Below are 25583 nucleotides of genomic sequence, written 5' to 3' on the forward strand. Positions count from 1 at the left end.
CCCATGAAGATTCTCGTCATTGGCGGCGGTGGCCGCGAACACGCACTGGCCTGGAAACTCAAGCAGTCGCCCAAGGCCAGCCAGGTGTTTGTGGCGCCGGGCAATGCCGGCACCGCGCGCGACAGCGGCCTGAAGAACGTGCCCATCACCGACGTGGTGGCCCTGCGCGAGTGGGCGCAGGCCAATGCCATCGCGCTCACCGTGGTCGGCCCCGAGGCGCCGCTGGCCGCCGGTGTGGTGGACGAGTTCCGCGCCCATGGGCTGCGCGTGTTCGGCCCGACCAAGGCGGCGGCGCAGCTGGAAAGCTCCAAGGCCTTCTCCAAGGCCTTCATGCTGCGCCACGGCATTCCCACGGCGGCCTACGACAGCTTCACCGACGCGGCCCAGGCCCACGCCTACATCGACCGCATGGGCGCGCCCATCGTGGTCAAGGCCGACGGCCTGGCCGCCGGCAAGGGCGTGGTGGTGGCCATGACCGCCGCCGAGGCGCACGAGGCGGTGGACTTCATGCTGCTGGACAACACCCTGGGCGTGAGCCACAACGCCGGCGGCGCGCGGGTGGTGATCGAGGAATTCCTCCAGGGCGAGGAAGCCAGCTTCATCGTCCTGTGCGACGGCAAGAACGTGCTGGCGCTGGCCACCTCGCAGGACCACAAGCGCCTGCAGGACGGTGACCAGGGCCCCAACACCGGGGGCATGGGCGCCTATTCGCCGGCGCCGGTGGTCACGCCCGACGTGCACGCCCGCGCCATGCGCGAGATCATCCTGCCCACCATCCGTGGCATGGAAAAGGACGGCATTCCCTACACCGGCTTCCTGTACGCCGGCCTCATGATCTCGCCCGATGGCGCGGTCAAGACGCTGGAGTTCAACTGCCGCATGGGCGACCCCGAGACCCAGCCCATCATGATGCGGCTCAAGTCGGATCTGGTGGACGTGATGCTGGCCGCCACCTCGCTCGAACTGGACAAGACCGAACTCGACTGGGACCGCCGCACCGCCTTGGGCGTGGTGCTGGCCGCCCACGGCTACCCGATGAACCCGCGCAAGGGCGACACCATCACCGGGCTGCCGGCCGATGCCGACGACGCCATGGTGTTCCACGCTGGCACCCAGCTCGATGGTGATGCCGTCAAGGTCAGCGGTGGGCGTGTCCTGTGTGTCACGGTGCTGGCCGACTCGGTCAAGGTCGGGCAGCAGCGCGCCTACGACGTCACCCGCGGCATCCATTTCGATGGCATGCAGTTCCGACGCGACATCGGCAGCCGCGCGCTCAAATCCTGATGGCGCGGCCACGGCCTGCGGGCACTGCTCTCGTGCCCCTTGGCCGTGCATTTGCGGGCCGTGCCGGCCGAACCGATAACATCGCCCCATGAACCAGCCCTCCATCACGGCGGTGCGTGACTACCTGACGTCGCTGCAGGACCGCATCACCGGCGCCCTGTCCGATCTCGACGGACACGCCTTCCTCAGCGACGCCTGGGACAAGCCCGCTTCCGACACCTTGCAGGGGCAGGGCGTGACCCGCATCCTGGAAGAAGGGGCGGTGTTCGAGCGCGCGGGCTGTGGTTTCTCGCACGTGCGTGGGCCGCGCCTGCCGCCATCGGCCACCCAGCACCGGCCCGAGCTGTCCGGCGCGCCCTTTGAAGCCATGGGTGTCTCGCTCGTTTTCCATCCGCGCAACCCCTACGTGCCGACGGTGCACATGAACGTGCGCATGATCGCGGCCACGCCGTTGGACGGCAGCGAACCGGTGTGCTGGTTCGGCGGTGGCATGGACCTCACGCCTTACTACGCCTTCGAGGAGGACGCGGTGCACTTTCACCGCAGCTGCCGCGATGCGCTGGCACCCTTCGGCGACGACAAGTACCCGCGCTTCAAGGCCTGGTGCGACGACTACTTCTTCCTCAAGCACCGCAACGAGGCGCGCGGTGTCGGCGGCGTCTTCTTCGACGACTTTTCGGAAGGTGGCTTCGACAACGGCTTCGCCATGACACGCGCCGTGGGCGATGCCTTCCTGTCGGCCTACCTGCCCATCGTCGAGCGCCGCCGCGAGACGCCCTGGGGCGAACGCGAGCGCGCCTTCCAGCTCTACCGCCGTGGCCGCTACGTCGAGTTCAACCTCGTCTGGGACCGGGGCACCCACTTCGGCCTGCAGTCGGGCGGGCGCAGCGAGTCCATCCTGATGTCCATGCCGCCGCTGGCGCGCTGGGCCTACAACCACCAGCCCGAACCCGGTTCGCCGGAAGACCGGCTCACGCGCCATTTCCTGGTGCGTCGCGATTGGGTTTGACCGCATGAACGACACCTCTGACCCGCGAGCGGGACACGGCACGCAGCGTCCGTTGCGCGTGGGCATGTTCGGCGGCGCGTTCGATCCGCCCCACTGGGCGCACCGCGCGCTGGCCGAGACGGCCCTGGGCCAGCTGCGGCTGGACCACCTCCACATCCTGCCCACCGGCCACGCTTGGCACAAGCCGCGCCAGCTCTCGCCGGCCGAGCACCGCGTCGCCATGTGCCAGCTGGCCTTTGCCGGGCTGCTCAACGTCCGCTTCGACGAGCGCGAGATTCGGCGCGAAGGACCGTCCTACACGGCCGACACCTTGCGCGAGCTGCGCAACGAATACCCAGGCGCCGAACTCTTTCTCGTACTGGGCGCCGACCAGCTGCTGTCGTTCAAGAACTGGGTGCGTTGGGAAGATGTGCTTGAATACGCCACCCTGGCGGTCGCCAACCGCGCCATCAACATCGGTGCCGATGCCCGGCTGGACCAGGAGGTCGAGATGGACCTCTCCGGAGTCGACGTGCCCTTTACCCTGCTGCACATGCCCTTGCGCAACATCAGCGCCACCGCCGTGCGCGCCCAGGTGCGCGAAGCTGGCGACCAGCGGGGCGCGCTCGACGTGCTGGTGCCTGAATCGGTTGCACGCTATATTTCCACCCACCACCTCTACCAACACCATTCATGACCAGCGAAACCACGGCCAAGAAAAACACCCAGAAACTGCAGCGCGCCATCGTGGACGGGCTGGAGGACGTCAAGGCCCAGGACATCGTGGTGTTCAACACAGAGCATCTCTCCCCGCTGTTCGAGCGGGTGGTGGTGGCCAGTGGCACCTCCAACCGGCAGACCAAGGCGCTGGCCGCCAGCGTGCGCGATGCGGTGCGTGAGGCCGGCTTTCCCAAGCCCCGCACCGAGGGCGAGGACAACGGCGAATGGATCATCGTCGATTGCGGCGCGGCCGTGGTGCACGTGATGCAGCCCGCCATCCGCCAGTACTACCGCCTGGAAGAAATCTGGGGCGAGAAACCGGTGCGGGTGAAACACGGTGCGGAGAAGCCAGTGGCGCCTGAAAAGCCGGTGGCCAAGAAGGCCGCCGCGAAGAAAGCCGCGGCCAAGGCGCCGGTGGCCGCTGTGCCGGCCAAGAAGGTCGCCGCCAAGGTGGCCAAGGCCGCCGCTGCGACCAAGACGGCGGCCAAGCCCGCTGCCAAGGCCCCGGCCAAGGGCAGCGCCAAGCCGGCCACCAAGGCGCCGGTGAAAACCGCCGCCAAGACCTCCGCCCGCAAGAGCCCGGCGGCCAAGGCGCCGACTGGCAAGACCGGTGGCACCCAGCCGCGCAACGCGCCGATGAAAGTGGTCAAGGTCAACGCACCGGGCAAGAGCGCCACGGCCAAGAAGCCGGCGGCCAAGAAAGCCGCACCGGCCAGGAAGACGACCAAGAAGCCCGCATGAAGCTCGGCATCGTCGCGGTCGGGCAGCGCATGCCCGACTGGGCCCAGACCGCCTACGACGATTACGCCAAGCGCTTTCCACCCGAGCTGCGGGTGGAGATCCGGACCGTCAAGACCGAACCACGCGGCTCCAAGACCCTGGAGACGCTGCTGGCGGCCGAGCGCGCCCGCATCGAGGCCCAGATTCCGCGCGGCACGCGCGTCGTGGTGCTCGACGAGCGCGGCACCAACCTCACCACCATGGCCCTGGCCGCGCGCCTGAAGGCCTGGCAACTCGAAGGCGACGACGTGGCCCTGGTGATCGGCGGTCCCGATGGCCTGGAGCCCGCCTTCCGCCAGGCCGCGCACGAGCGCATCCGCCTGTCCGACATGACCCTGCCGCATGCGCTGGCGCGTGTGCTGCTGATCGAGCAGCTCTACCGCGCCTGGTCCGTCAACGCGAACCACCCCTACCACCGTGAGTGATTTCATTTATCTCGCCTCGCAAAGCCCGCGCCGCAAACAGCTGCTGGAGCAATGGGGCGTGCGCTGCGAACTGCTGCTGCCCGATGCCGATGAGGACAGCGAGGCGCTGGAAGTCGTCAGACCCAACGAGGCACCCGCACGTTATGTGCAACGCGTCACCCGGCTCAAGCTGGACGCTGCGGTCGAGCGGCTCAAGCGCCGTGGCCTGCCACCGGCGCCCATCCTGTGCGCCGACACCACCGTGGCGCTGGGCAAGGCCATCCTGGGCAAACCCGAGACCGCGGCCCATGCGCGGCGCATGCTGGCCAGCCTGTCGGGCCACACGCACCAGGTGCTGACGGCGGTGGCGGTGGCGCACAAGGGCCAGGTGTATGCCGCGCTCAGCCGTTCCAGCGTGGCCTTTGCCGACATGAAGCCCGCCGAGATCGCCCGCTACGTGGCCAGCGGCGAGCCCTTGGGCAAGGCCGGTGCCTACGCCATCCAGGGCCGGGCCGCCTTGTGGGCCCGGCAGATCTCGGGCAGCTACAGCGGCATCATGGGCCTGCCGGCCTTCGAGACCGCGCAGGTGCTGCGGGCGGCGGGCCTGCGGCTCCTCTGAATTTTTTCTTCACCAGGGACATCGATGAGCCAGGACATTTTGATCAACTGGTCGCCCCAGGAAACCCGGGTGGCCGTGGTGGAGCAGGGCGCGGTGCAGGAGGTGCACCTGGAGCGCACGCTGGAGCGCGGCCTGGTGGGCAACGTCTACCTGGGCAAGGTGTCGCGGGTGCTGCCAGGCATGCAGTCGGCCTTCATCGACATTGGCCTGGAGCGTGCGGCCTTTTTGCACGTGGCCGACCTGATGCCCCAGATCAACGCCAAACACGGCCCCAAGGACCGCAATGCCACCGCCAGCGCCGCTGGCAGTGGCGGCCCCGATGCGGTGCTGCCGATCGAGCGCCAGGTGTTCGAAGGCCAGGCCCTGATGGTGCAGGTGCTCAAGGACCCCATCGGCACCAAGGGCGCGCGCCTGACCGCGCAGATCAGCATCGCCGGACGCCTGCTGGTGTTCCTGCCGCAGGACAACCACGTCGGCGTGTCGCAAAAAATCCCCACCGAGCAGCGCGAGGCCTTGCGCCAGCGCCTGACCAGCCTGACCGCCTTGCCGGGTGGGGCGGCCAGCGGTGGCTTCATCCTGCGCACCAACGCCGAGGACTCGACCGACGAGGAGCTCGCGGAAGACATCGCCTACCTGCGCAAGACCTGGGACCGCATCCGCGATGCCGCCACGCGCCAGCCGCCGGCCAGCCTGCTGCACCAGGACCTCAACCTCATCCAGCGCGTCTTGCGCGATCTGGTGGGTGCGCAGACACAGTCCATTCGCATCGACTCGCGCGAGCAGTTTGGCCTGTTGCAGCAGTTCGCCACCGAGTTCATGCCGGCCACGCTCAAGCGCCTGCAGCTCTACACCGGCGAACGTCCCATCTTCGACCTGCACAACGTGGATGAGGAGATCGCCCGCGCGCTGAGCCGGCGCGTGGACCTCAAGTCCGGCGGCTACCTGGTGATCGACCAGACCGAGGCCCTGACCACGGTGGACGTGAACACCGGCGGTTTTGTCGGCGCGCGCAACTTCGACGACACCGTGTTCAAGACCAACCTGGAGGCAGCGCAGGCCATCGCGAGGCAACTGCGCCTGCGCAACCTGGGCGGCATCGTCATCGTCGACTTCATCGACATGGTGCGCGACGAACACCGCAACGCCGTGCTGGGCGAGTTCCGCAAGCAGCTCTCGCGCGACCGCGTCAAGACCATGCTGGGCGACTTCTCGCAGCTGGGCCTGCTGGAGATGACGCGCAAGCGCACCCGCGAATCGCTGGCCCACATGCTCAGCGAGCCGTGCCCCGCGTGCGAGGGCAAGGGCGTGGTCAAGACCGCGCGCAGCGTGTGCTACGACATCCTGCGCGAAATCCTGCGCGAGGCACGCGCCTTCAGCCCCCGCGAGTTCCGCGTCGTCGCCTCACCCCAGGTGGTGGAGCTGTTCCTCGACGAGGAAAGCCCGCACCTGGCGGGCCTGTCGGACTTCATCGGCAAGCCGATATCGCTGACCAGCGAAAGCTCGATGACGCAGGAGCAGTACGACATCGTGCTGTTGTGAGGTGCTGCAGGCGGCCTGCCGCTTGCGAATGACCGGTGGCGGTCCAGCAGCAACAGCGCACCTCGCTCCGGGTAGCGGTCATCGATTGGAGGACACCATGGGGCTTTTGACCTTCAGCATCAACGTCACCCTGGACGGCTGTGTCGATCACCAGGAAGGCATCACCGACGACGAGACACACGCCTTCTTCACCCGCCTCATGGACGATTGCGGGGCGATGCTGTGGGGCCGCGTCACCTACGAGATGATGGAGAGCTGCTGGCCGGCGGTCGCCCGCGGCGATGCGGAGGCGCCGCCGGCGATGCGCGAATGGGCGGTCAAGCTGGAGGCCAAGCCGAAACACGTGGTGTCGTCGACGCGAAAGGACTTCCCGTGGACCAACAGCCACCACATCGGCGGCGAACTGCGCATGGGCGTGCAGAAGCTCAAGGACGCGACCCCGGCCGGCGTGCTCCTCGGCAGCGGCAAGCTCGCGACCGAGCTGGACCGGCTGGATCTGATCGACGAGTACCAGTTCCTCGTCCACCCCAGGATCGCCGGTCACGGCCCGACCCTGTACCAGAACGGGCTGCCCAGCACGCGACGGCTCGAGCTGGTCTCGGCGAAGCCGCTCCGCAGCGGCGCGGTCGCCATGCACTACCGGCGCGCGCACTGACCCGGAGGTGGGGCATGTCGTCAACAACGCGCTGAGCTCGGATGGAACGCGCGTTCCCAGTCAGCCTGCAAGTGCCCGACTTCTCAGGTCCGCCGCTGCCTCACGTCCCGTCGCCGTTGTCCGTTAACCCCCCATGCGCATGCAGCCGCGCATACAGCCCATCCAGCTGGAGCAGTTCGCGGTGGGTGCCTTGTTCGATGATGCGGCCTTCGGCCAGCACCACCACGCGGTCGGCGTGTTCGATGGTGGACAGGCGGTGGGCGATGACGATGGTGGTGCGGCCGGCCATGAGGCGGCCGATGGCGTCTTGCACCAGGCGTTCCGATTCGTTGTCCAGCGCCGAGGTGGCTTCGTCGAGGATGAGGATGGGGGCGTCCTTGTAGAGGGCGCGGGCGATGGCCAGGCGCTGGCGCTGCCCGCCCGAGAGTTCGGTCGCGTTGTGGCCCACGGTGCTGTGTATGCCTTGCGGCAGACGGTCCAACAGCTCGCCCAGGTTGGCCGCGCGCAGGGCGTGTTCCACCCGCACAGGGTCCAGTTCCTGGCCCAGCGCGACGTTGAAGGCCAGGCTGTCGTTGAGCATGACAACGTCCTGGCTCACCATGGCGAACTGGCGCCGCAGCGCCTGCAGGTCCCAGTTGGCCAGGGGATGCTGGTCCAGGGTGATCTGGCCGCTGCTGGGCTCGACGAAACGCGGCAGCAGGTTGGCCAGCGTGGTCTTGCCTGAACCCGAGGGGCCCACCAGGGCCACCACCTGGCCCGGCTCGATGGCCAGCGACACGCCTTGCAGCGCGGCCGGCCCGTCGCCTTCGTAGCGCACCCACACATCGTTCAGTGCCAGGTGGCCCTGGGCACGGCCGGGGTCCAGCGTACCGCCGCTCTGGGCGGCGGTGTCCTCGATCAGGGCCAGGCCACGTTCCAGCGCCGCCAGGCCACGCGTGATGGGACCGGCGATTTCGGCCAGGTGCCGGATGGGCGTGACCAGCATCAGCATGGCGGTGACGAAGGACACGAAGCCGCCTACCGTGACGCCACTGCCGCTGCTCTGCCACAAGGCCACCGAGATCACGGCCGACAGCGCGGCGGCGGCCAGCATCTGCGTCAGCGGCGTCATGGCCGCCTGCGCCACGGTGGACTTCATGGCCAGCCGGCGCAGGGCCACGCTGAGCACGTCAAAGCGCCGCCCCTGCTGCTGCTGCGCGCCATGCAGGCGCACCATGCGGTGGGCGAGCACGTTTTCCTCGACCACGTAGGCCAGGTCGTCGGTGGCGTGCTGGCTGGCCTGGGTCAGCCGGTAGAGCCGGCGCGAGAACACGCGCATGATCCACACCAGCCCGGGGAACAGCAGCAGCACGATGAGGGTGAGTTTCCAGTTCAGGTAGAGCAGGTAGCCCATCAGCGCCATGAGCGTCAGGCTGTCCTTGGTCAGGCTCAGGAAGGCGTTGACCAGGGTGGTGGAGCCGGTCTGCACCTCGTAGACCAGGGTGTTGGACAGCTTGCTGGCGTTCTGCTGGGCAAACAGCGACAGCTCGGCCTGGTTCATGCGTTCGAACATGGCTCGGCGCAGGTTGAGCAGGCCCAGGCTGGCGGTGTAGGTCAGCGCGTACTGCGCCACGAAGCCGGCCAGCCCGCGTATGCCGAACAGGCCCAGCAGCGCGGCCGGCACCGCCCACAGGGGAATGCCCCGGTCGATGAAGCCCTTGTCCAGCAGGGCCTGCAGGAAGGCGGGGATCAGCGGTTCGGTCAGGGCCCCGATCAGGGTGCCCACGGCGGCCAGCGCGATGCCCAGGCGGGCCGATCGGAAGTAGGGCCACAGGCGGGCAAGGCGCTGCTTCAGGGTGGGGGCGGCGGTGTGGCTCAAGGCGATGGCGGGGCGGTTGGGGGCGGCGGGCAGGGCGTGGGCGGATCGCGGCGGCGAACTTATGGGGAACCTCGCGCCGCGCGTCGGGTCGCATCCACATCTTGTCACGCTTGCACGCGGGCCTCTCCAGTATTATCGGCGCCATCTCCGGGTCCTTCGCCGGCACCCGGTCTGGCACCCTGCGCAATCCACGACCCATGACCCTTCCTGATCTCACTTGTACCTTGACCTCGGGCCCCGGTGTGGCGCGGCGGCGTTTGTTGGCCGGTGTGCCTGCGCTGGCGCTGGCCGGCCTGTCACCGGCCCAGGCCCAGTTCCGGGTCGAGGTGTCCGGCGTCGGACTGACGCAGATTCCCATCGCGATCGCGCCCTTTCGCGGCGGTGACGCGGCGCCGCAGAACGTGGCCGCCATCGTGCAGGCCGACCTGGAGCGCAGCGGCCTGCTGCGCGCCGTGCCGCCGGTGCCCGGCGCGCTGGACGAGACCTCGCGCCCCGACCTCGCGCCCTGGCGCGAACGCCAGGCCGACGCGTTGCTGACGGGCAGTGTCAGCCGGCTGGCCGACGGCCGCTACGACGTGCGTTTCCGCCTGTGGGACGTGGTGCGCGCCCAGGACCTGGGCGGCCTGAGCTTCCCGGTGCCGGTGGGCGACCTGCGTCTGGCGGCCCACCGCGTGGCCGATCACGTGTACGAAAAACTCACCGGCGACAAGGGCGTGTTCTCCACCCGCATCGCCTACGTGTCCAAGCAGGGCGCGCGCTACAACCTGTGGGTGGCCGACGCCGACGGTGAGAGCGCGCAGGCCGCGCTCACCAGCCCCGAGCCCATCATCTCGCCGGCCTGGTCGCCCAATGGCGCGCAGTTGGCCTACGTGTCCTTCGAGGCCCGCAAGCCGGTGATCTATGCCCACGACGTGTCCACTGGGCGGCGGCGCCTGCTGGCCAACTTCCGGGGCTCGAACAGCGCGCCCGCGTGGTCGCCCGACGGCCGCCAGGTGGTGGCCACCCTGACCCTGGGCGGGCAGTCGCAGCTGTACGCGCTCGACGCCAGCGGCGGCGAACCCCGGCGCCTGACGCAGTCCAGCAGCATCGACACCGAGCCGGCGTTCTCGCCCGACGGCCGCGTGATCTACTTCGTGAGCGACCGTGGCGGCTCGCCCCAGATCTACCGCATGCCGGCCTCGGGCGGCAATGCCGAGCGCATCACTTTCACGGGAAACTACAATATTTCACCTTCGCCCAGCCCCGATGGGCGCTGGCTGGCCTACATCTCCCGTGTCGGGGGTGCGTTCAAGCTGTATGTGCAGGACCTCCAGTCGGGTCAGGCCAACCCCGTGACCGACACCACCGCCGACGAGAGCCCGAGCTTCGCGCCGAACAGCCGGCTCATCGTCTACGCCAGCCGCCACCAGGGGCGCGAAGCGCTGATGACCACCACCGTCGACGGCCGCATCAAGACCAGGCTGGCCAGCGCCCAGGGTGACATCCGTGAGCCCGACTGGGGGCCGTTCCAGCGCTGAGCGCCTCGTCACCGTCGCTTGTTTTTCAACGATTTCTCTTCAAGTCCTTTTGTCATGAACCTCCCTGCACTGTCCTCCTCCGCTTCTGCCAACGCCTTTGTCCGCTGGATGCCCCGCCTGGGTGCGTTGCTGCTGGCGGCCGCGCTGGGTGCCTGCTCCAGCGTCAAGCTCGATGACGTGGCGGTGGAAGACCGCAACGCCGTGCCCGTGGGCGGCCAGGCCGGCGGCGCCGGCAGCGGCCAGGGCAGCACCGGCGCGGTGGACCCGCGCGGCGTGACGGGCGTGCAGGTGGGCCAGAACCAGCCGGGCCAGCCGCCCGCCGGCGTGGCCCGCGTGGTCTATTTCGACTACGACAGCTTCGCCATCAAGGCAGAGTTCAACGCTTTGCTCGAAGCCCATGCCCGCCACCTGAAGGCCGACAACCGCCGCCGCATCGCGCTGGAAGGCCACACCGACGAGCGCGGTGGCCGCGAATACAACCTGGCCCTGGGCCAGAAGCGCGCCGAGGCCGTGCGCCGTGCCCTGGCCCTGCTGGGCGTGAGCGACGCGCAGATGGAAGCGGTGAGTTTCGGCAAGGAAAAGCCGGCCGCCACGGGCAGCGACGAAGCCGCCTTCGCGCAGAACCGCCGCGTCGAGATCTCCTACCGCTGAGCAGGCCGCCATGTCTTCCCTGACCCGTGCCCTTCTGCGCACCTCGCTGCTGGCGGCGGCGGTGTTGGCGGCAGCGCCTTCGCATGCCTTGTTCGGTGACGACGAGGCGCGCCGCGCCATCATCGAACTGCGTGACAAGGTCGAGGCCAACCGCCAGGCCACCGACGCGGCGCAGCAGCGCCTGCAGAACGAGCTGAGCCGGGTCACCGAGGAAAACGCCGCGCCCACGCGGCGCAGCCTGCTGGAACTGTCCAACCAGATCGAAACGCTGCGTGCCGAGATGGCGCGCCTGCGTGGCCAGAACGAACAGCTCGCGCGCGACGTGGCCGAACTGCAGCGCCAGCAGAAGGACGTGCTGGTTGCCCTTGACGAGCGCCTGCGCACGCTGGAGCCCATGAAGGTGCAGCTCGACGGCGCCGAGTTCACCGCATCGCCGGCGGAGAAGCGCGACTTCGAGGCCGCCATGGCCGAGTTGCGCAAGACCGAGTTTCCGCGCGCCGCGCAGCTCTACCAGCAGTTCCTGCGCCGCTACCCCGACAGCGGCTACGCGCCGGCCGCGCATTACTGGCTGGGCAACACCCACTACGCGCTGCGCGAGTACAAGGACGCGATCACCGTCTACCAGCGCCTGATCGGCTCCGCGCCTTCGAACGCCCGTGTGCCCGAGGCCATGCTGGCCATCGCCAACTGCCAGATCGAACTCAAGGACGTCAAGGCCGCCAAGCGCAGCCTTGAAGACCTGGTGAAGGCGCACCCGCAGAGCGAGGCCGCCGCCACCGCGCGCGACCGGCTGGCCCGCTTGCGCTGAAACCGCCGCATGGAACTGATTGACGTCGACAGCCTGAGGGCTCAGGTGCTGTGGGCGGCGTTTGCCGTCTCCGGCCTGTTCGGCGCCATCGCGCAGCGTACCCACTTCTGCACCATGGGGGCCGTCAGTGACATCGTCCACATGGGCGATTGGACGCGCATGCGCATGTGGGGCATGGCGGTGGGCGTGGCGATGGCCGGTTTTTCGCTGATGGCGGGCCTGGGTGGGATCGACCCCACCAAGACCATCTACGCCAGCGGCCGCATCATCTGGCTGTCGGCCACGGTGGGGGGGCTGTTGTTCGGCTTCGGCATGGTGCTGGCGTCGGGCTGCGGCAGCAAGACGCTGGTGCGCCTGGGCGGCGGCAGCCTCAAGGCGCTGGTCGTGTTCTGTGTCATGGGGCTGGCATCCTTTGCCACGCTGCGTGGTGTCACCGCCGTGCTGCGCACCGAAACCGTGGACACCGTCGCGTTCGATGTGGTGGCCGGTGGCGCCTTGCCGCAATGGCTGGCGGCCGGCACCGGCTGGGGCGCCTTGCCCACCACGCTCTGGCTGGGCTTGGCCGTCGGCGGGCTGCTGATCCTGTGGGCGTTGACGGGCCCTGGTTTCCGCACCTGGGACAACCTGCTCGCCGGCTTGGGCATCGGCGGCAGCGTGGCCGCCATGTGGTGGGTCAGCGGGCATGTCGGCTTCGTGACCGAGCACCCCGAAACCCTGGAGTCGGTCTACCTGGCCACCAGCAGCGGGCGCATGGAGGCACTGACCTTCACCGCGCCCATGGCCCACGCATTGGACTGGCTGATTTTCTACAGCGACCGCAGCAAGTTGCTCACCCTGAGCGTGGTGTCGGTGGCCGGTGTGGTGGCGGGCTCTCTGCTGTACAGCCTGTTGACGCGCTCCTTCCGCTGGGAGGGGTTTCGCGACACCCGCGACACCGCGTTGCACCTCGTTGGCGCCTTGTGCATGGGCGTGGGGGGCGTGACCGCGATGGGCTGCACCGTGGGCCAGGGCCTCTCGGGCCTGTCCACCCTGAGCCTGACCAGCTTCATCGCGGTGGCGGGCATCCTTCTCGGCGCCGTGCTGGGTTTCCGTTTCCAGCTCTGGTTGCTGGAGCGGGACTGAGTGTCCGGCACACAGGTCACGATGGACGACAGCACCGATTTCGAGCGCCGCTTCGGCGGCCTGCGCCGCCTGTACGGCGTGGCGGGCGCGCAGCGGGTGTTCGACGCCCACGTGGTGGTGGTCGGCATCGGTGGCGTGGGCTCCTGGTCCGCCGAGGCGCTGGCCCGCAGCGGGGTGGGACGCATCACCCTGGTCGACATGGACCACATCGCCGAATCCAACGTCAACCGGCAGGTCCATGCCTTGCAGGACACGTTCGGACAGGCCAAGGTGCTGGCCATGCAGGCCCGCATGGCCCAGATCCACCCGGCGGTGCGGGTGTGCTGCATCGATGATTTTGTCCAGCCCGACAACTGGCCGCGTTTGCTCGACATGGCCGTCGCCGCGCAGGGACCGGTGGATGCCGTGATCGATGCCTGCGACCAGGTCTCCGCCAAGGTGGCCATGGCCAGCGCGGCCCTGCTGGCCGACTGGCACTTCGTGGCCGTGGGCGCGGCCGGCGGCAAACGCCTGGCGCACAAGGTCGATGTGGACGATTTGCACGCCACCACACACGATCCCTTGCTCGCGCAATTGCGCTACCGCCTGCGCCGCCAGTTTGGCGCCGCGCGCGAAGGCCACATCGGCGTGGACTGCGTGTTCAGCCGCGAGGCGGTGGCACCGCCCGATCCCTCGTGCGCCATCGATGGTGATGGTTCCCTGAACTGCCACGGCTATGGCTCCGCGGTGGCCGTCACCGCCACCTTTGGTTTGTGTGCCGCGGGGTGGGCGATCGAACGCCTGGCCCAAGGACGTAAAAAGCGCGCGACTCACCGGTCCCGCACAAAAACTTCGGGTCATTCCAAAAGTGCAGGAAATGACGCTATAATCTGAGGCTTCGCAGTCGTCAACGCAAGAAGGCAACTGTGGTGAGTGGGACGTTAGCTCAGTTGGTAGAGCAGCGGACTTTTAATCCGTTGGTCGTGGGTTCGAATCCCTCACGTCCTACCATCCTTCCACGTTGAAGGCTGGCGCGCGGTTTCAGCGCGGGTGCCCAACAGATTCCCGGGTTCTTAGCTCAGTTGGTAGAGCAGCGGACTCTTAATCCGTAGGTCGAGTGTTCGAGTCACTCAGGACCCACCAAACATTAAGAAGAAAAAGCACTTGGCGGCCTCGGCCCCAGGTGCTTTTTTCTTTGGGCGGCCGCCAGAGCCGCGCCCGCTGCCCCTACACCAGTCCCGTCACCGGAATGGCCGCGCCATGCACGGCACGCGCCGCATCGGAACCCAGGAACACGATCACGTCGGCCAGGGCCGCCGGTGTCACCCATTGCCCCGGATCGGCGTCGGGCATGGCGGCCCGGTTGTCGGCCGTGTCGATGATGGAGGGCAACACGCAGTTGACGTTGATGCCGCGCGGCTTGAGTTCGGCCGACATGGATTCGGTCATGCGCATGAGGGCGCTTTTGGAGGCCGCGTAGGCACCCATCTGGGCGCCGCCGCGCTGAGCGCCGAAGGCCCCCACCGTCACGATGCGGCCACGGCCAGCCTCCAGCATGTGGGGCACCACGTGGTGGGACACGCGCAGAAGCGAACGCAGGTTGAGGTCCAGCAGCAGCTCCAGCGTCTGCTCGCTGGTGTCGTGCACCGGCTCGCCCATGCGAAAGCCGCCGGCCAGGTGGCACAGGATGCCGATGCCGCCGAAGCGGGTCAGGCTGGTCTGCACGGCCTGGGCGACGCTGGCGTCGTCCAGCAGATCGGTGCCCAGGCACAGCTGGCGGTCGGTGTCGGCGCCAAAGGCCTGGCGCAGCGCCTCGCTGTTGCGGTCCAGCAGCGTGCAGCGGGCGCCGCGTGCGGCAAAGGCGGCGGCGACGGCGCGCCCCAGGTGGCCGGCCGCGCCGGTGATCAAGACGGTGTCGTGAGGGTGTGTCATGTCAGTGGCCCTTTCGCCGTGCGGCGTGGTAGCGGCCATCGCCGCGTGTGAACACCTGATCCTGCGGCAACACGTCGCCGGGCTGCAGGGCAGGCGCTGCCTGTGTCCGCTGGTAGAGCGGCGCGAAGTCGATGCGGGTGAACTCCAGCAGTTCGTCGAGGTCGCGGATCACGAAGTAGCTTTCCTGGAAATCGTCGATGCGGTAGTGGGTGCGCATCACCCGCTCCAGGTTGAAGCGTATGCGGTTGGGGCAGGGGCTGTCGAGGCAGAACTGCGACTCGGTGTAGGACGAGGCGATGCCGGCGCCGTACAGGCGCAGCCCGTCGCCTTGCTGCAGCAGGCCAAATTCGATGGTGTACCAGTACACCCGTGCCAGCTGGGTGAGGTTGCCGAGTTGCTGCGCGCGCAGGCCGCCCTGGCCGTAGGCCTGGATGAAGTCGGCAATGGCCGGGTTCATCAGCATGGGCACATGGCCGAAGACGTCGTGGAACACGTCGGGTTCTTCGAGGTAGTCCAGCTCGTGGGGGCCTCGTATGAAGTTGCCCGAGGGAAAACGGCGGTTCGCCAGGTGCTCGAAAAACACCTCGTCTGGCACCAGGCCTGGCACGGCCACGATCTGCCAGCCGGTGCGTCGCATGAGCACCTCGTTGAGACGGTCGAATTCGGGGATCGCGTCGGCGCCGATGGGCAGGTCGCGCATGCCCTGCACGAACTCGTCGCAGGCGCGCCCGGGCAGCAGGCGGCTCTGGCGCTCGAACAGCGTTTTCCAGGTCGCGTGGTCCTGCGGCGTGTAGTGCTCCCAGCCCTGGGGGATGGTCCAGTCGGCGTTGTCCGGCCGGCCCGCGTCGCCCGCGGCCAGCCCGTGTTTTTTCGCATCCATCGTGGTCACCCTGCACAAGTCGGGTTGGGGGTGGTCCTGGCGTAAGCCTTGTCGGCGCGTGTGGCCCAGTCGATGTCCCGTGTCGACAGGCCGCCCGCGTCGTGGGTGGTCAGCGTGACCTGCACGCGGTTGTAGACATTGAACCACTCGGGGTGGTGGTCCATGCGCTCGGAGACGGCGGCCATCTCGGCCATGAAGCCAAAGGCCTGCGCGAAGTCTTGAAAGCGGAACTCACGTGAGATCGTGCGCTTGCTTCGGTCAAAGGTCCAGTGGGTCAGGCTGGCCAGCAGTTCCCGCGCCATGGCGGGGTCCAGGGGTGTCATGTGGTGGTCTCCGAGTCTTGCTGTGGATGCTGCTCAGTTTGCGACGGATCGGGCACAATTTGTTTGCGTTTGAAACGTGCCATGGCACAAGAGAAAAGGATTTCTTTCATGAATGAAGATAAAACTGAAGATTCCTTGCATGCTGGACCTATCGACCGTCTGGACCGCCGCATCCTGCAGGCTCTGCAGGAGAACGGCCGGATTTCCAACCAGGAGCTGGCCACGGCGGTGCACCTGTCACCGGCCCAGTGCAACCGGCGCCACCGGCGGCTGGAGCGGCTGGGCTATGTGAAGCGCTACGAAACGCGGCTGGACGCCGACCGCCTGGGGTTGGGCGTGACGGCCTTTGTCCACGTGACCATGGAGCGGGGTCAGTTCAAGGAGGTGTTGAAGTTCCAGCGCACCATCAACCGCATGCCGGAGATCCTCGAATGCCACGCCGTGACTGGCGACTTCGACTACGTCTGCAAGGTGGTGGCCAGTGATCTCAAGAGCCTGTCCAATTTCCTGCTGGGTACGCTGGCGCAGCTGCCGGGCGTGAACGGCGTGCGCTCCAGCATCTGCCTGAACGAACTCAAGTGCACCAGCGCGCTGCCCCTGCCGGATTGAGCCGCGCCCGGCGGGCTCATTTTTTCATGTCGTCCATGAACTCCTGCTCCAGCGTCAGGTAGGTGTTGTAGGCGTTCATGCGGTTGGCGGGACCGAACAGGGGCACGGCTTCGAAGGCACGCCAGTCGGTCTGGGCGTAGGCCTCGTCGAAGGCCAGCATGTTGTCCACGGCCTGTTTCATGCTCGACCGCAGATAGGCCAGGTAGTTGCGGGTCATCAGCAGGTCGGCCTCGGGGCGGGTGGAGGCGGGTCCATGGCCCGGCACGATGGCCGCGAGCCGTTGTTGCCGCAGGGCGTCGAGGGCCGCGATCCAGTGGCTGCTGTCGGCGCGGCCGACATAGGGCAGGCGGCCGCTGAACACCAGGTCGCCGGCAAACAGCACGTTCTCGGACGGCACCAGCACCGTCAGGTCTTCCGGCGTGTGGGCCGGGCCGACGGGCAGCAGGCGCAGCTCCAGGCCGGCCAGGGTCAGCGTCGTGGCGCCGGTGATCCACTGGTCCGCGGGCACCAGGCGCGTGCCGCCGTCGATCCAGGGCGCGAGGTCCTGGCGCGAGGCTTGGAGGCGCAACTGCGCGGTTTCGGAGTTCAGGTATTCAAGCCCCGCGCGGTGGGCCACGATGCGCGCCCCCAGCGCCTTGAAATGCTGCAGCCCGTAGATGTGGTCGGCGTGGTAGTGGGTGACGATGACGTGGGTGATGGGCTTGGGGGTCAGGCCGCGGATCAGGTTGGTCAGGCGCTCGGCCGCCCTGGGCGAACCCAGCGCGTCGATCACCACCACGCCCTGTGGCCCCACCACGAAGCCGGCGTTGCTGATGAAGTTCTGGTTCTCGCGGCTGCCCAGGGACGACAGGCCCTGCACGTAGTAGGTGTTCGGCGCGACCTGGGCCAGGGCCATCGGCGGCTCGGTGGCGTGGGCGCCACAGGCGAGGAAGACAGCCAGCGCGGCAATGAACCGGTGAAGGAAGGGCATGGACGGGCCTTGGAAAGAGGGGGGCGAAACCAGGGTGGCAGGCTGGTCAATATATCAGTGATTGCTTATTCTTGCGCTCTTCACGCCCCTTTCCGGGGGGGCGGACGTGTAACATGGGCTTTACATTGAACGCCGCCCCATGAACACGCCGCTCGATTCCCCGGACGCCGCCAGTGGTCTGGCGTCGCGCGCCGTAGGTCCCTGGCGGCTGTGGCGCCACGGCAGCCGACGTGACCGCTGGCTGGTCCTGGGGGGCTGGGGCCTGTCGGTGCTGGCCAGCGTGGCCCTGGGCCTGGCCACGGTCGTGTTCGAGTGGTCGGGGCTGCCCATCCGTTTCGGGGGCACGCAGATCTACATCACGCTTTACCCGCCGCTGCTCATCTGCCTGTGGTGGGCCTTGTGTTTTGGCTGGTGGTGGGGCGCGATTCCCGCCTACCTGGCCACGTTCACGCTGGCGCTGTACGCCCACATGCCCCTGGGCTGGGCGCTGTTGTTCGCCTGCGCCAATCCGCTGGGTTTTGCCGTGCCGGTGCTGGGATACCGCGCCGCGGTGCATTTCGAGCGCGACCTGCGCTCGCTGCAGTCGCTGCTGTTTTTTGTGCAGTTGGTGTTCGTGGGCAGCGTGTTCGGCTCGGCCGGCGCGCTGGTGTGGTCTTACACCAGCCGCCTGGACAGCCAGGCCCTGCTGCCGATCTGGCAGGGCTGGTGGGTGGGCTCCTTTGTGCAGGGTGTCCTGCTGGTCGGGCCGCTGATGGCGCTGACCTGGCCGGCGCTGGCGCGCTGGCGCGAACGCCATCCCGATGTGCTGAGCGAGAACGCGGGCGATGTGCGCCAGCGTGTGCTGCTGCTGATCGCGACCAGCGTGATGGGCGTGTTGATCTATGGTCTGCTGACCATCTGGCTGGCCACCGGGCGGCTGGACCAGGCACGCGAGGCCGCCCAGCCCGCCGCCATCGACGAGGCGGCGTCCACGCTGGCCTCCACCAGCTGGGTTTTCTACTGGGTCTTCGCGCTCATCGTGCTGTTCCTGGGCTTTTTCATCTACCAGCTGTTCCAGCGCTGGTTCCAGTCCTCGCAGGCCCTGGTCCACCACCTGGCGCACCTGGCCAGCACCGACACGCTCACCGGCCTGGCCAACCGGCGCGCGGTGTTGCAGCGCCTGACCGAACAGCGTCAGCGCCAACAGCGTTTTGGCGAAGGCATGGGACTGATCATGCTCGACATCGATCACTTCAAGCGGGTCAACGACCAGCATGGCCACGACGCCGGCGACGCGGTCCTGCGCATGGTGGCGCTGCGCCTGAGCGAAGGCCGCCGCGGGCTCGACCTGGTGGGCCGCTGGGGCGGCGAGGAGTTTGTGCTCGTGCTGCCGGGGGTCGACGCGGGTGGCCTGGGCGAGATCGCGGAGCGGCTTCGGCAGCAGGTCGCGCAAACGCCGCTGTTCCATGGCGAGCACCGCCTGTTTGTCACCGTCAGCCTCGGCCTGGCCGTGCTGCGCCCGACGGACGCGGCCGTGGATGAGGTGCTCAAGCGGGCCGATCAGGCGCTCTACCTGGCCAAGGCCGCCGGCCGCAACCGGGCGGAATGCCTGGCCTGAGGCGCTACCGCATCACCGCGTCCATCAGCTTGCGCAGTTCTGGCAGGAACAGCGCTTCGGCCTTGTTGGCAATGGTGACCAGGCCGAAGCGCGCCTTGGCCTTCAGCGGTGGCTGCAGCGCGATTTCGACCAAGTGGGGGGCGCAGGCGCGGATGGCGAGCAGCACGGTGTCGGTCTGTTCGGTCACCTGGACCATGTGGGATATTTCGTCGCTGGTGAGCTTGACCAGGACCTCGGGGTGCCCCTCTTCGCCATAACGTTCGACCAGGATGCGGGCCATTTCCTCGCTCAGGGGCGTGGAAGCCACCGGGTAGCCGGCCAGGCGCGCAAACGTCACCCGGGGCAGGTCCGCCAGCGGGTGCCCGGGACGGCACATGAAGGTGCCATCCATCTCGGCGATCTGCGAGACGCGCAGGTCGGGTGCCGGGCGCAGCGAACGGATGTCGACCACCAGCGCGTCCAGTTGCCGGTCCCGCAGCATCTGCGCCAGGCTGGCGGTGTTGGCGCGCACGATGTCGACGTGGAACTTGGGAAAATGCTGCGCGAAGTGGGCCATGACCGGCGCGCTGAGCATGGCGCCCGGGCCCGAGCTCAGGCCCAGGCGGATGCGCCCGCTGTCGTCGGCGCTCAGGCGCCGCCCGCAGTGCCTGAGCTGTTCCGCCTCCTCCACCAGCGCGTGGCTGCGCGCCAGCACCTCCTGGCCGAAGGAGGTCAGTTCGATGCGTTTGCCGATGCGGTCGAACAGCAGGCGGCCCAGCTCGTCCTCCAGCGACTTGATGCTGCGGCTCAACGCCGGCTGGGTCATGCACAGCACGTCGGATGCCTTCACGAAGGAGCCGACCCGGGCCAGCGCGATGAAGTGGCGGAGTTGCACGAGTGTCATGCTTTTTCCATGATTTTCAGATCATGATTATCTGAATAAAAATGCATTGGACCACATCAATCTCGCTGCCTAAGATGGGCCCGTTCCGATTCCATCTTGCACAGGAGAACGACATGAAATCCCCTTTGAAGGCCTTGGCCGGCGCGCTCTGCGGCCTGTTGGTGTGTGGCGCGGCATGGACACAGTCCTTCCCGTCCAAACCGGTCACGCTGATGGTGCCGTACCCGGCCGGCGGTGTCTCGGACGTCATCGCCCGCAGCCTGAGCAACGTGCTGGCCAAGCAGCTCGGCCAGCCGGTGCTGGTCGAGAACCTGGGCGGTGCCGGCGGCGGCATCGCGGCGCAGAAGGTGCTGAACAGCCCGGCCGATGGCCACATGATTTTCCAGGGCTCGCCCAACGAGCTGATCCTGGCGCCGCTGTCCAACGCCGCCATCAAGTACAAGCCGGAGGATTTCCGGCTGGTCCAGATGATCACCATCAACCCGCTGGTGATGCTGGCCCGCAAGGACCTGCCGGCCAGCAACGGCGACGAACTGGTGGCCTATGCCCGCAAGACCGCCGCTGAAGGCAAGCCGCTGACCTTCGCCAGCGTGGGGCCCGGTTCGCTCTACCACCTGCTGGGCGAACACATGGCCAAGGTGACCGGCCTGCCCATGATCCACGTCGCCTACAAGGGCGGCGCGCCCGCCGTGCAGGACCTGATGGGAGGCCAGGTTGATATCTTCATGACGCCCTACGGCAAAGGCCAGGTGCAACTGGTCGAGGACGGCAAGCTCAAGGCCCCGGCGGTGCTGTCGGCCGAGCGCCAGGAACTGTTCAAGAAGGTGCCGACGCTCAACGAGAGCGCGGCGCTCAAGGGCTTCGTGTTCGACACCTGGGCCGGCTACTTCGTGCACAAGGACACGCCCGAGGCGGTGGTGTTGGCGCTGCACAAGGCGCTGAGCGAGGTGGCCAACGACGCGGCCGTGCGCGGCGCGCTGGAGGCCCAGGCCATGATCGTGCCCCGGCCCCAGCCGCTGGCGGCCGTGGGCAAGCTGTACGCCGAGAACACCGCCAAGTACCAGGCGATCGCCAAGTCCATGCACCTGCAACCGCAGTGAACGGGCCGCAGACCATGATCGACGCCGCCTACCTCGGGCATTCGCTGGCGCAGCGCGTGGGCGAGTTCATCCAGATCCGCCGCGACATCCACGCCCACCCCGAACTGGCCTTCGAGGAACACCGCACGGCGGCCCTGGTGGCGCACAAGCTGCGCGAGTGGGGCTACGAGGTCACCACCGGCCTGGGCCGCACCGGCGTGGTGGGCAGCCTGCGCCGTGGCCACGGCCAGCGCGCCCTGGGCATACGCGCCGACATGGACGCCTTGCCCATCCTGGAAACCGGCTCGCAGGCGTGGAAAAGCCAGACGCCTGGCCTGATGCACGGCTGCGGCCACGACGGCCACACCGCCACGCTGCTGGCGGCGGCCCGGCTGGTGGCCGAGGACCTGGACTTCGACGGCGTGCTGCACCTGATCTTCCAGCCGGCGGAGGAGGGCGCCGGCGGCGCGGTGCAGATGATGGCCGACGGCCTGTTCGAGCGTTTTCCCTGCGACGCCGTCTTTGCCCTGCACAACATGCCCGGCATCGAGGCCGGGCGCTTCGTTTTCCGGACCGGCCCCACGATGGCGTCCAGCGACAACGTCACCATCACCCTGACCGGGCGTGGCGGCCATGGAGCCTTGCCCCACGAGGCGGTCGACACGGTGGTGGCCGCCGCATCCATCGTCATGGCGCTGCAGACCATCGTGGCGCGCAACGTCGATCCGCTGCGGTCCGCGGTCGTGACGGTGGGGGCGCTCCACGCGGGCCAGGCCAACAACGTCATCCCCGAGCAGGCCCGGCTGGAACTCAGCGTGCGCGCGCTCGACACCGAGGTGCGGGCCTTGCTCAAGACGCGCATTTGTGAGTTGGTCCAGCTGCAGGCGGCGAGCTACGGCGTGTCGGCCGACATCGACTGGCGCGACGGTTACGCCGTGCTGGTCAACACGCCCGAGGAGACCGCCCTGGCGACGGCGGTGGCGACGCAGCTGTTCGGAGCGCAACGGGTCGATCCCTCGGGCCCGGCCTTCACCGCCAGCGAGGACTTCGCCTTCATGCTGCAGCGGGTGCCGGGCTGCTACCTGTTCGTCGGCAACGGCGGACCGGGCACGCCGGGGGCCTGCAACGTGCACAACCCGGGCTACGACTTCAACGACGACATCATCGCGCCGGGCGCCGCGTTCTGGCGGGCCCTGGTGGCGGCCTACCTCACCAAGCGCTGAGTTTCGTCAGACCGTCCAGCCCGGGTACTTCTGGGCGATTTCGCCCACAAAAGAACAGGGTGCCCGAGAGGTGCCGGCCTACCAGCGTCCACAGCGGGCCCACGCCGGTGTGTCCGGCTTCGAGATGTTCTACCGGTCGACCTGGCCGCGCTGGTGAAGAAGTCCGGCACGCCCCCGCACCGAGGCGCCTTCAATCGTTGCCCGCGACCCGCCCGCGCAACTGCTTGACCTCGCTGCGCGCGGCCTTGCCCTGCAGGCGCCGGCGCTGCGAGGCACGTGTGGGGCGGGTGGGCTTGCGCGGCGTGGCGGCCTTGGCCACGCTGTCCACCAGGGCCTGCAGCCGGGCGATGGCGTCCGCCCGGTTCTGTTCCTGGCTGCGCTGGGTCTGGGCCTTGATCACCACCACGCCCTCGTCGGTGATGCGCTGGTCGCGCAGACCCAGCAGGCGCGCCTTCACCTCGTCGGGCAGGGACGAGGCATGGATGTCGTAGCGCAGGTGTACCGCGCTCGACACCTTGTTCACGTTCTGCCCGCCCGCGCCCTGGGCGCGGATGGCGGTGAAGGTGATCTCGTCTTCCCGCAGCGGGATCAGGGGGTCGGGCATGGCCCGATCATAGGCACATGCCGCGCTGCGATCAGGGGCGCTGCAGGAAATCCACCGCCAGCGCGGCCAGGCTGCGCGCGCCCACCGGCAATTGGTCCTCGTCGATGTCGAACAGCGGCGAATGGTTGGGCGGCGCGGTCCGGTAATCCTTGCCCTTGGGCGGCGCACCCAGGAAGTAGAAGAAGCCCGGCACCACCTTCTGGAATTCGGAGAAGTCCTCCGAGCCGCTGACCTTGGGGATCACCGCGGCCTTGCCGCCCATGGCCAGCTTCAGCGCCGGCAGCGAGGCCTCGGTCAGCGCGGCCGGGTTGGTCGTCACCGGGTAGGCCACCGGGCCGAAGCGGACCCGGGCCTTGGCACCGCTGGACGCCGCGATGGCCTCGGCCGTGGTGGTGATGCGCTTGAGCGCGTCCTGGCGCATGCCCTCGTCGAAGGTGCGCAGGGTGCCCATCATCTCGACGAAGTCCGGGATGATGTTGTAGCGCGTGCCGCCCTGGATCTGGCCGATGGTGATGACGGCCGGCTCCTGGCTGATGTTGAGCTGGCGGCTCACCACCGTCTGCAGGCCCAGCACCACCTGGCTGGCGGCGACGATGGGGTCGACCGCGGCCCAGGGCGAGGAGCCATGGCCACCCCGGCCCTCCACGTGGATGTGGATGTTGTCCGAGCCCGCCATCAGCGGGCCGCTGCGGTAGCCCGCCACGCCCGAGGGCAGGTTGGACGAAATGTGCAGACCGTAGATGGCCTGGACGTCCTTCAGCACGCCGGCCTCGACCATGGCCTTGGCGCCGAAGCTGGGCACCTTGCCGCTGGCGTCGGGCTCCACTGGCGCGCCTTCCTCGGCCGGCTGGAAGATGAACTTGACGGTGCCCGGCAGCGCGGCCTTCATGCCTGCCAGCGCCTCGGCCGCGCCCATGAGCATGGCCACGTGGGCGTCGTGCCCGCAGGCGTGGGTGACGGGCACGTCCTTGCCCAGGTAGCTGGCCTTGGCCTGCGAGGCGAAGGGCAGGCCGGTGTTCTCGGGCATGGGCAGGGCGTCCATGTCGGCGCGCAGCGCCACCACCTTGCCGGGGCGGCCGCCGCGCAGCGTGCCCACCACGCCGGTGCCGCCGACGCCGGTCTGGACCTCCATGCCCAGCTGGCGCAGGTGCTGGGCCACCAGCGCGGCGGTGCGCACCTCCTGCCCCGACAGTTCCGGGTGCTGATGGATGTCGCGGCGCCACCGCACCATCTTGGCTGCCACGCCCTGGATCGCGGTGTCGATGGCCTGGAGGCCGGCGGCGTCCAACGCCTGGGCACGGGCGGGGGCGGACAACAGTGCGGCAGCGGTACCCAGGGCAAGGGTGGCGGCCAGGGAGAGTCGGGACAGGGCAGGGCGCATGGCAGGGGGTGAGGCAGTGGATGGAGCTGCCATGCTAAAAGCGCCACCTCAGGGTAAAGGGAGGCAAAATGGCCATCACACGAGCCAATATCGCCATGACTGCCCCCGCCCTGAGCCTGGACATCCCGGTCTTGCCCGAGACGGCCCTGGGCTATGCCCTGCACCTGGTGGAGCTGCTGCGTGCAGCCCAGCTGGTGGCCCGCCTGCGCCAGGGCGCGGCGGCACCCCGCATCGGCTGGCGCTGCCTCGATGCCCAGGGCCGCCCGCTGCGCACCGAAACCGGCCCGCTGGCCGCCTGCCTGCGCGAGGGCGCGTTCGACGGACCCGCCACGGCCGTGTTCATCGCGCCGTTGCACTGTCCCGACATCCCCAGCCTCCGGCAGGCGGCGCAGGCGCACGCCGGGTTGTCGCGCCGCATCGGGGTGGCCGTCGACCAGGGGCAGCAGATCGTGACCCTGGGCAACGCCGCCTGGCTGGCCGCCCACAGCCAGCGCCTGGGCGGTCGGCGCGTGGCCCTGCCCTGGTACTGCATCGCGGGTTTTGGCCACGACTTCCCGGGCATCACGGTGGCGGCGGGCGAGGCCGTGTGCCAGGACGGCCCCTGGCTCAGCGCCGGCCTGTCGCAGGACATTGGCCCGCTGGCGATCGCGTTGCTGCGCCATGGCCTGGGGTCCGAGCCCGCCGACGCGCTGGCCCTGGCCCTGCTGCCCGATCCGGTGCGCGAGCGCACGGCGCTGGGGGCGCTGCAGGCGCAGCAGATTCCCACAACCCGCGACAGCTGCCTGGCACGGGCCATCGCACACCTTGAGGCCCGCCTGGAGCAGCCCTACGCGTTGGAGCAGGTGGCCGCGGCGGCCGCGGTCAGCCCGCGCACCCTGTTGCGGCATTTCCGGCAGGCGCTGGGGCATTCGCCGCTGGACCACCTGCACCTGCTGCGCTGCGCCCGCGCGCGGGTCATGCTGGAGATCACGCTGGAGAGTGTGCCCAGCATCGCCCAGGCCTGCGGCTACGCCGACCCGGCCGCCTTCCGGCGCATCTTCGCGCGCCACACCGGCCTCACGCCCACGGTCTACCGCCAGCGCCACAGCCTGCGGGCGCCGCGCCAGCGCTGGCGCGTGGACTGGCCGCCTGAGGCATGATGGGGCCGCTGTTGCCGGAGACATCCCATGACATGGACC

26 protein-coding genes and 2 tRNA genes are annotated in these 25583 nt (G+C 68.6%); 20 read left to right on the top strand and 8 right to left on the bottom strand.

From position 1 onward, the window contains the following. Positions 1 to 3 precede the first annotated feature (3 nt). From purD to AAHB17_RS04655, 8 genes are all read left to right on the top strand, one after another. Complete coding sequence (gene purD, locus AAHB17_RS04620) at positions 4 to 1284, top strand: phosphoribosylamine--glycine ligase (RefSeq protein WP_342129324.1); 1281 nt, start codon at positions 4 to 6, stop codon at positions 1282 to 1284. A gap of 88 nt (positions 1285 to 1372) precedes the next feature. After that, positions 1373 to 2293, top strand: coding sequence for an oxygen-dependent coproporphyrinogen oxidase (hemF, locus tag AAHB17_RS04625; protein ID WP_342129325.1), 921 nt, complete (start codon positions 1373 to 1375; stop codon positions 2291 to 2293). 4 nt (positions 2294 to 2297) lie between these two features. Further along, the gene (gene nadD / locus AAHB17_RS04630) at positions 2298 to 2969 is read left to right on the top strand and encodes a nicotinate (nicotinamide) nucleotide adenylyltransferase (protein ID WP_342129326.1); all 672 of its coding nucleotides are present in this window, start codon (positions 2298 to 2300) and stop codon (positions 2967 to 2969) included. Continuing rightward, a complete protein-coding gene (rsfS, locus tag AAHB17_RS04635) occupies positions 2966 to 3733 on the top strand; it encodes a ribosome silencing factor (RefSeq protein WP_342129327.1) in 768 nt (255 codons plus the stop codon). Before nadD ends, rsfS begins: the two co-directional genes overlap by 4 nt. Further along, complete coding sequence (gene rlmH, locus AAHB17_RS04640; protein ID WP_342129328.1) at positions 3730 to 4197, top strand: 23S rRNA (pseudouridine(1915)-N(3))-methyltransferase RlmH; 468 nt, start codon at positions 3730 to 3732, stop codon at positions 4195 to 4197. Before rsfS ends, rlmH begins: the two co-directional genes overlap by 4 nt. Then, positions 4190 to 4795, top strand: coding sequence for a Maf family protein (locus AAHB17_RS04645; protein WP_342129329.1), 606 nt, complete (start codon positions 4190 to 4192; stop codon positions 4793 to 4795). The genes rlmH and AAHB17_RS04645 overlap by 8 nt, the downstream gene beginning before the upstream one ends. Positions 4796 to 4819: 24 nt before the next feature. Continuing rightward, entirely contained in the window at positions 4820 to 6334 is a 1515-nt protein-coding gene (rng, locus tag AAHB17_RS04650) for a ribonuclease G (RefSeq protein WP_342129330.1), read from the top strand. A 97-nt stretch (positions 6335 to 6431) separates the two neighbouring features. Further along, entirely contained in the window at positions 6432 to 6989 is a 558-nt protein-coding gene (locus tag AAHB17_RS04655; RefSeq protein WP_342129331.1) for a dihydrofolate reductase family protein, read from the top strand. Positions 6990 to 7089: 100 nt separating this feature from the next. On the opposite strand, the gene msbA is transcribed toward AAHB17_RS04655, so the two are convergent. Then, on the bottom strand, positions 7090 to 8853 hold the full coding sequence (msbA, locus tag AAHB17_RS04660; RefSeq protein WP_446719555.1) for a lipid A export permease/ATP-binding protein MsbA: 1764 nt from the start codon (positions 8851 to 8853) through the stop codon (positions 7090 to 7092). A gap of 191 nt (positions 8854 to 9044) precedes the next feature. On the opposite strand from msbA, the gene tolB reads away from it, so the two are divergent. The 7 genes from tolB (at position 9045) to AAHB17_RS04695 (ending at position 14067) form a co-directional block, all read left to right on the top strand. After that, positions 9045 to 10364, top strand: a complete 1320-nt coding sequence (gene tolB, locus AAHB17_RS04665; RefSeq protein ID WP_342129333.1) for a Tol-Pal system beta propeller repeat protein TolB — start codon at positions 9045 to 9047, stop codon at positions 10362 to 10364. A gap of 108 nt (positions 10365 to 10472) precedes the next feature. Beyond that, entirely contained in the window at positions 10473 to 11015 is a 543-nt protein-coding gene (gene pal / locus AAHB17_RS04670) for a peptidoglycan-associated lipoprotein Pal (protein ID WP_342129413.1), read from the top strand. Positions 11016 to 11025: 10 nt separating this feature from the next. Beyond that, positions 11026 to 11823: a tol-pal system protein YbgF gene (gene ybgF / locus AAHB17_RS04675; RefSeq protein ID WP_342129334.1), complete on the top strand. Its 798-nt coding sequence runs from the start codon at positions 11026 to 11028 to the stop codon at positions 11821 to 11823. A gap of 9 nt (positions 11824 to 11832) precedes the next feature. Next, complete coding sequence (locus AAHB17_RS04680; RefSeq protein ID WP_342129335.1) at positions 11833 to 12945, top strand: YeeE/YedE family protein; 1113 nt, start codon at positions 11833 to 11835, stop codon at positions 12943 to 12945. 21 nt (positions 12946 to 12966) lie between these two features. Beyond that, positions 12967 to 13818 (top strand): tRNA threonylcarbamoyladenosine dehydratase, encoded by an 852-nt coding sequence (locus AAHB17_RS04685; protein WP_342129336.1) that lies wholly within the window; start codon positions 12967 to 12969, stop codon positions 13816 to 13818. A gap of 41 nt (positions 13819 to 13859) precedes the next feature. Then, positions 13860 to 13935, top strand: a tRNA-Lys gene (locus AAHB17_RS04690). Positions 13936 to 13991: 56 nt separating this feature from the next. After that, positions 13992 to 14067, top strand: a tRNA-Lys gene (locus AAHB17_RS04695). Positions 14068 to 14151: 84 nt separating this feature from the next. On the opposite strand, the gene AAHB17_RS04700 is transcribed toward AAHB17_RS04695, so the two are convergent. From AAHB17_RS04700 to AAHB17_RS04710, 3 genes are read right to left on the bottom strand one after another with little or no spacing between them, the layout of a single operon-like run. Next, complete coding sequence (locus tag AAHB17_RS04700) at positions 14152 to 14856, bottom strand: SDR family NAD(P)-dependent oxidoreductase (RefSeq protein WP_342129337.1); 705 nt, start codon at positions 14854 to 14856, stop codon at positions 14152 to 14154. A 1-nt stretch (position 14857) separates the two neighbouring features. After that, positions 14858 to 15736 carry a phenylalanine 4-monooxygenase gene (gene phhA, locus AAHB17_RS04705; RefSeq protein WP_342129338.1) on the bottom strand — a complete coding sequence of 293 codons (879 nt, stop codon included), beginning with the start codon at positions 15734 to 15736 and terminating at the stop codon, positions 14858 to 14860. A 5-nt stretch (positions 15737 to 15741) separates the two neighbouring features. Beyond that, positions 15742 to 16059 (bottom strand): 4a-hydroxytetrahydrobiopterin dehydratase, encoded by a 318-nt coding sequence (locus AAHB17_RS04710; RefSeq protein ID WP_342129339.1) that lies wholly within the window; start codon positions 16057 to 16059, stop codon positions 15742 to 15744. Positions 16060 to 16167: 108 nt separating this feature from the next. Here AAHB17_RS04710 and AAHB17_RS04715 point away from each other — a divergent pair, with 108 nt between their 5' ends. After that, positions 16168 to 16668, top strand: coding sequence for an Lrp/AsnC family transcriptional regulator (locus AAHB17_RS04715; RefSeq protein ID WP_342129340.1), 501 nt, complete (start codon positions 16168 to 16170; stop codon positions 16666 to 16668). A 16-nt stretch (positions 16669 to 16684) separates the two neighbouring features. Here the strand turns inward: AAHB17_RS04715 and AAHB17_RS04720 are convergent, their stop codons facing one another. Next, positions 16685 to 17638: an MBL fold metallo-hydrolase gene (locus tag AAHB17_RS04720; RefSeq protein WP_342129341.1), complete on the bottom strand. Its 954-nt coding sequence runs from the start codon at positions 17636 to 17638 to the stop codon at positions 16685 to 16687. Positions 17639 to 17777: 139 nt separating this feature from the next. On the opposite strand from AAHB17_RS04720, the gene AAHB17_RS04725 reads away from it, so the two are divergent. Further along, positions 17778 to 19235: a GGDEF domain-containing protein gene (locus AAHB17_RS04725; RefSeq protein ID WP_342129342.1), complete on the top strand. Its 1458-nt coding sequence runs from the start codon at positions 17778 to 17780 to the stop codon at positions 19233 to 19235. Positions 19236 to 19239: 4 nt separating this feature from the next. Here AAHB17_RS04725 and AAHB17_RS04730 read toward each other — a convergent pair whose 3' ends face one another. After that, positions 19240 to 20118: a LysR family transcriptional regulator gene (locus tag AAHB17_RS04730; RefSeq protein ID WP_342129343.1), complete on the bottom strand. Its 879-nt coding sequence runs from the start codon at positions 20116 to 20118 to the stop codon at positions 19240 to 19242. 113 nt (positions 20119 to 20231) lie between these two features. Between AAHB17_RS04730 and AAHB17_RS04735 the strand changes: the two genes are divergently transcribed. Both AAHB17_RS04735 and AAHB17_RS04740 read left to right on the top strand, forming a co-directional pair. Continuing rightward, on the top strand, positions 20232 to 21218 hold the full coding sequence (locus AAHB17_RS04735) for a tripartite tricarboxylate transporter substrate binding protein (protein WP_342129344.1): 987 nt from the start codon (positions 20232 to 20234) through the stop codon (positions 21216 to 21218). 14 nt (positions 21219 to 21232) lie between these two features. Continuing rightward, positions 21233 to 22420, top strand: a complete 1188-nt coding sequence (locus AAHB17_RS04740) for a M20 aminoacylase family protein (protein WP_342129345.1) — start codon at positions 21233 to 21235, stop codon at positions 22418 to 22420. 190 nt (positions 22421 to 22610) lie between these two features. Here the strand turns inward: AAHB17_RS04740 and arfB are convergent, their stop codons facing one another. Both arfB and AAHB17_RS04750 read right to left on the bottom strand, forming a co-directional pair. Beyond that, entirely contained in the window at positions 22611 to 23024 is a 414-nt protein-coding gene (arfB, locus tag AAHB17_RS04745; protein ID WP_342129346.1) for an alternative ribosome rescue aminoacyl-tRNA hydrolase ArfB, read from the bottom strand. Positions 23025 to 23055: 31 nt separating this feature from the next. After that, complete coding sequence (locus tag AAHB17_RS04750; RefSeq protein WP_342129347.1) at positions 23056 to 24405, bottom strand: amidohydrolase; 1350 nt, start codon at positions 24403 to 24405, stop codon at positions 23056 to 23058. A gap of 95 nt (positions 24406 to 24500) precedes the next feature. On the opposite strand from AAHB17_RS04750, the gene AAHB17_RS04755 reads away from it, so the two are divergent. Further along, on the top strand, positions 24501 to 25544 hold the full coding sequence (locus AAHB17_RS04755; RefSeq protein ID WP_342129348.1) for a helix-turn-helix domain-containing protein: 1044 nt from the start codon (positions 24501 to 24503) through the stop codon (positions 25542 to 25544). Positions 25545 to 25583 lie beyond the last annotated feature (39 nt).

The sequence above is a fragment of the Hydrogenophaga sp. OTU3427 genome, from assembly GCF_038440225.1.
In the GTDB taxonomy this organism is placed as follows: domain Bacteria; phylum Pseudomonadota; class Gammaproteobacteria; order Burkholderiales; family Burkholderiaceae_C; genus Hydrogenophaga.

Coding starts and splice junctions, on each gene's coding strand:
- AAHB17_RS04750 (WP_342129347.1), bottom strand. CDS start 24,405: ATGCGCCCTGCCCTGTCCCGACTCTCCCTGGCCGCCACCCTTGCCCTG.
- hemF (WP_342129325.1), top strand. CDS start 1,373: ATGAACCAGCCCTCCATCACGGCGGTGCGTGACTACCTGACGTCGCTG.
- AAHB17_RS04720 (WP_342129341.1), bottom strand. CDS start 17,638: ATGCCCTTCCTTCACCGGTTCATTGCCGCGCTGGCTGTCTTCCTCGCC.
- AAHB17_RS04680 (WP_342129335.1), top strand. CDS start 11,833: ATGGAACTGATTGACGTCGACAGCCTGAGGGCTCAGGTGCTGTGGGCG.
- AAHB17_RS04655 (WP_342129331.1), top strand. CDS start 6,432: ATGGGGCTTTTGACCTTCAGCATCAACGTCACCCTGGACGGCTGTGTC.
- phhA (WP_342129338.1), bottom strand. CDS start 15,736: ATGGATGCGAAAAAACACGGGCTGGCCGCGGGCGACGCGGGCCGGCCG.
- AAHB17_RS04685 (WP_342129336.1), top strand. CDS start 12,967: ATGGACGACAGCACCGATTTCGAGCGCCGCTTCGGCGGCCTGCGCCGC.
- AAHB17_RS04755 (WP_342129348.1), top strand. CDS start 24,501: ATGACTGCCCCCGCCCTGAGCCTGGACATCCCGGTCTTGCCCGAGACG.
- pal (WP_342129413.1), top strand. CDS start 10,473: ATGCCCCGCCTGGGTGCGTTGCTGCTGGCGGCCGCGCTGGGTGCCTGC.
- rlmH (WP_342129328.1), top strand. CDS start 3,730: ATGAAGCTCGGCATCGTCGCGGTCGGGCAGCGCATGCCCGACTGGGCC.
- tolB (WP_342129333.1), top strand. CDS start 9,045: ATGACCCTTCCTGATCTCACTTGTACCTTGACCTCGGGCCCCGGTGTG.
- arfB (WP_342129346.1), bottom strand. CDS start 23,024: ATGCCCGACCCCCTGATCCCGCTGCGGGAAGACGAGATCACCTTCACC.
- AAHB17_RS04735 (WP_342129344.1), top strand. CDS start 20,232: ATGAAATCCCCTTTGAAGGCCTTGGCCGGCGCGCTCTGCGGCCTGTTG.
- AAHB17_RS04700 (WP_342129337.1), bottom strand. CDS start 14,856: ATGACACACCCTCACGACACCGTCTTGATCACCGGCGCGGCCGGCCAC.
- AAHB17_RS04715 (WP_342129340.1), top strand. CDS start 16,168: ATGAATGAAGATAAAACTGAAGATTCCTTGCATGCTGGACCTATCGAC.
- ybgF (WP_342129334.1), top strand. CDS start 11,026: ATGTCTTCCCTGACCCGTGCCCTTCTGCGCACCTCGCTGCTGGCGGCG.
- purD (WP_342129324.1), top strand. CDS start 4: ATGAAGATTCTCGTCATTGGCGGCGGTGGCCGCGAACACGCACTGGCC.
- nadD (WP_342129326.1), top strand. CDS start 2,298: ATGAACGACACCTCTGACCCGCGAGCGGGACACGGCACGCAGCGTCCG.
- AAHB17_RS04730 (WP_342129343.1), bottom strand. CDS start 20,118: ATGACACTCGTGCAACTCCGCCACTTCATCGCGCTGGCCCGGGTCGGC.
- rng (WP_342129330.1), top strand. CDS start 4,820: ATGAGCCAGGACATTTTGATCAACTGGTCGCCCCAGGAAACCCGGGTG.
- AAHB17_RS04710 (WP_342129339.1), bottom strand. CDS start 16,059: ATGACACCCCTGGACCCCGCCATGGCGCGGGAACTGCTGGCCAGCCTG.
- AAHB17_RS04725 (WP_342129342.1), top strand. CDS start 17,778: ATGAACACGCCGCTCGATTCCCCGGACGCCGCCAGTGGTCTGGCGTCG.
- rsfS (WP_342129327.1), top strand. CDS start 2,966: ATGACCAGCGAAACCACGGCCAAGAAAAACACCCAGAAACTGCAGCGC.
- AAHB17_RS04740 (WP_342129345.1), top strand. CDS start 21,233: ATGATCGACGCCGCCTACCTCGGGCATTCGCTGGCGCAGCGCGTGGGC.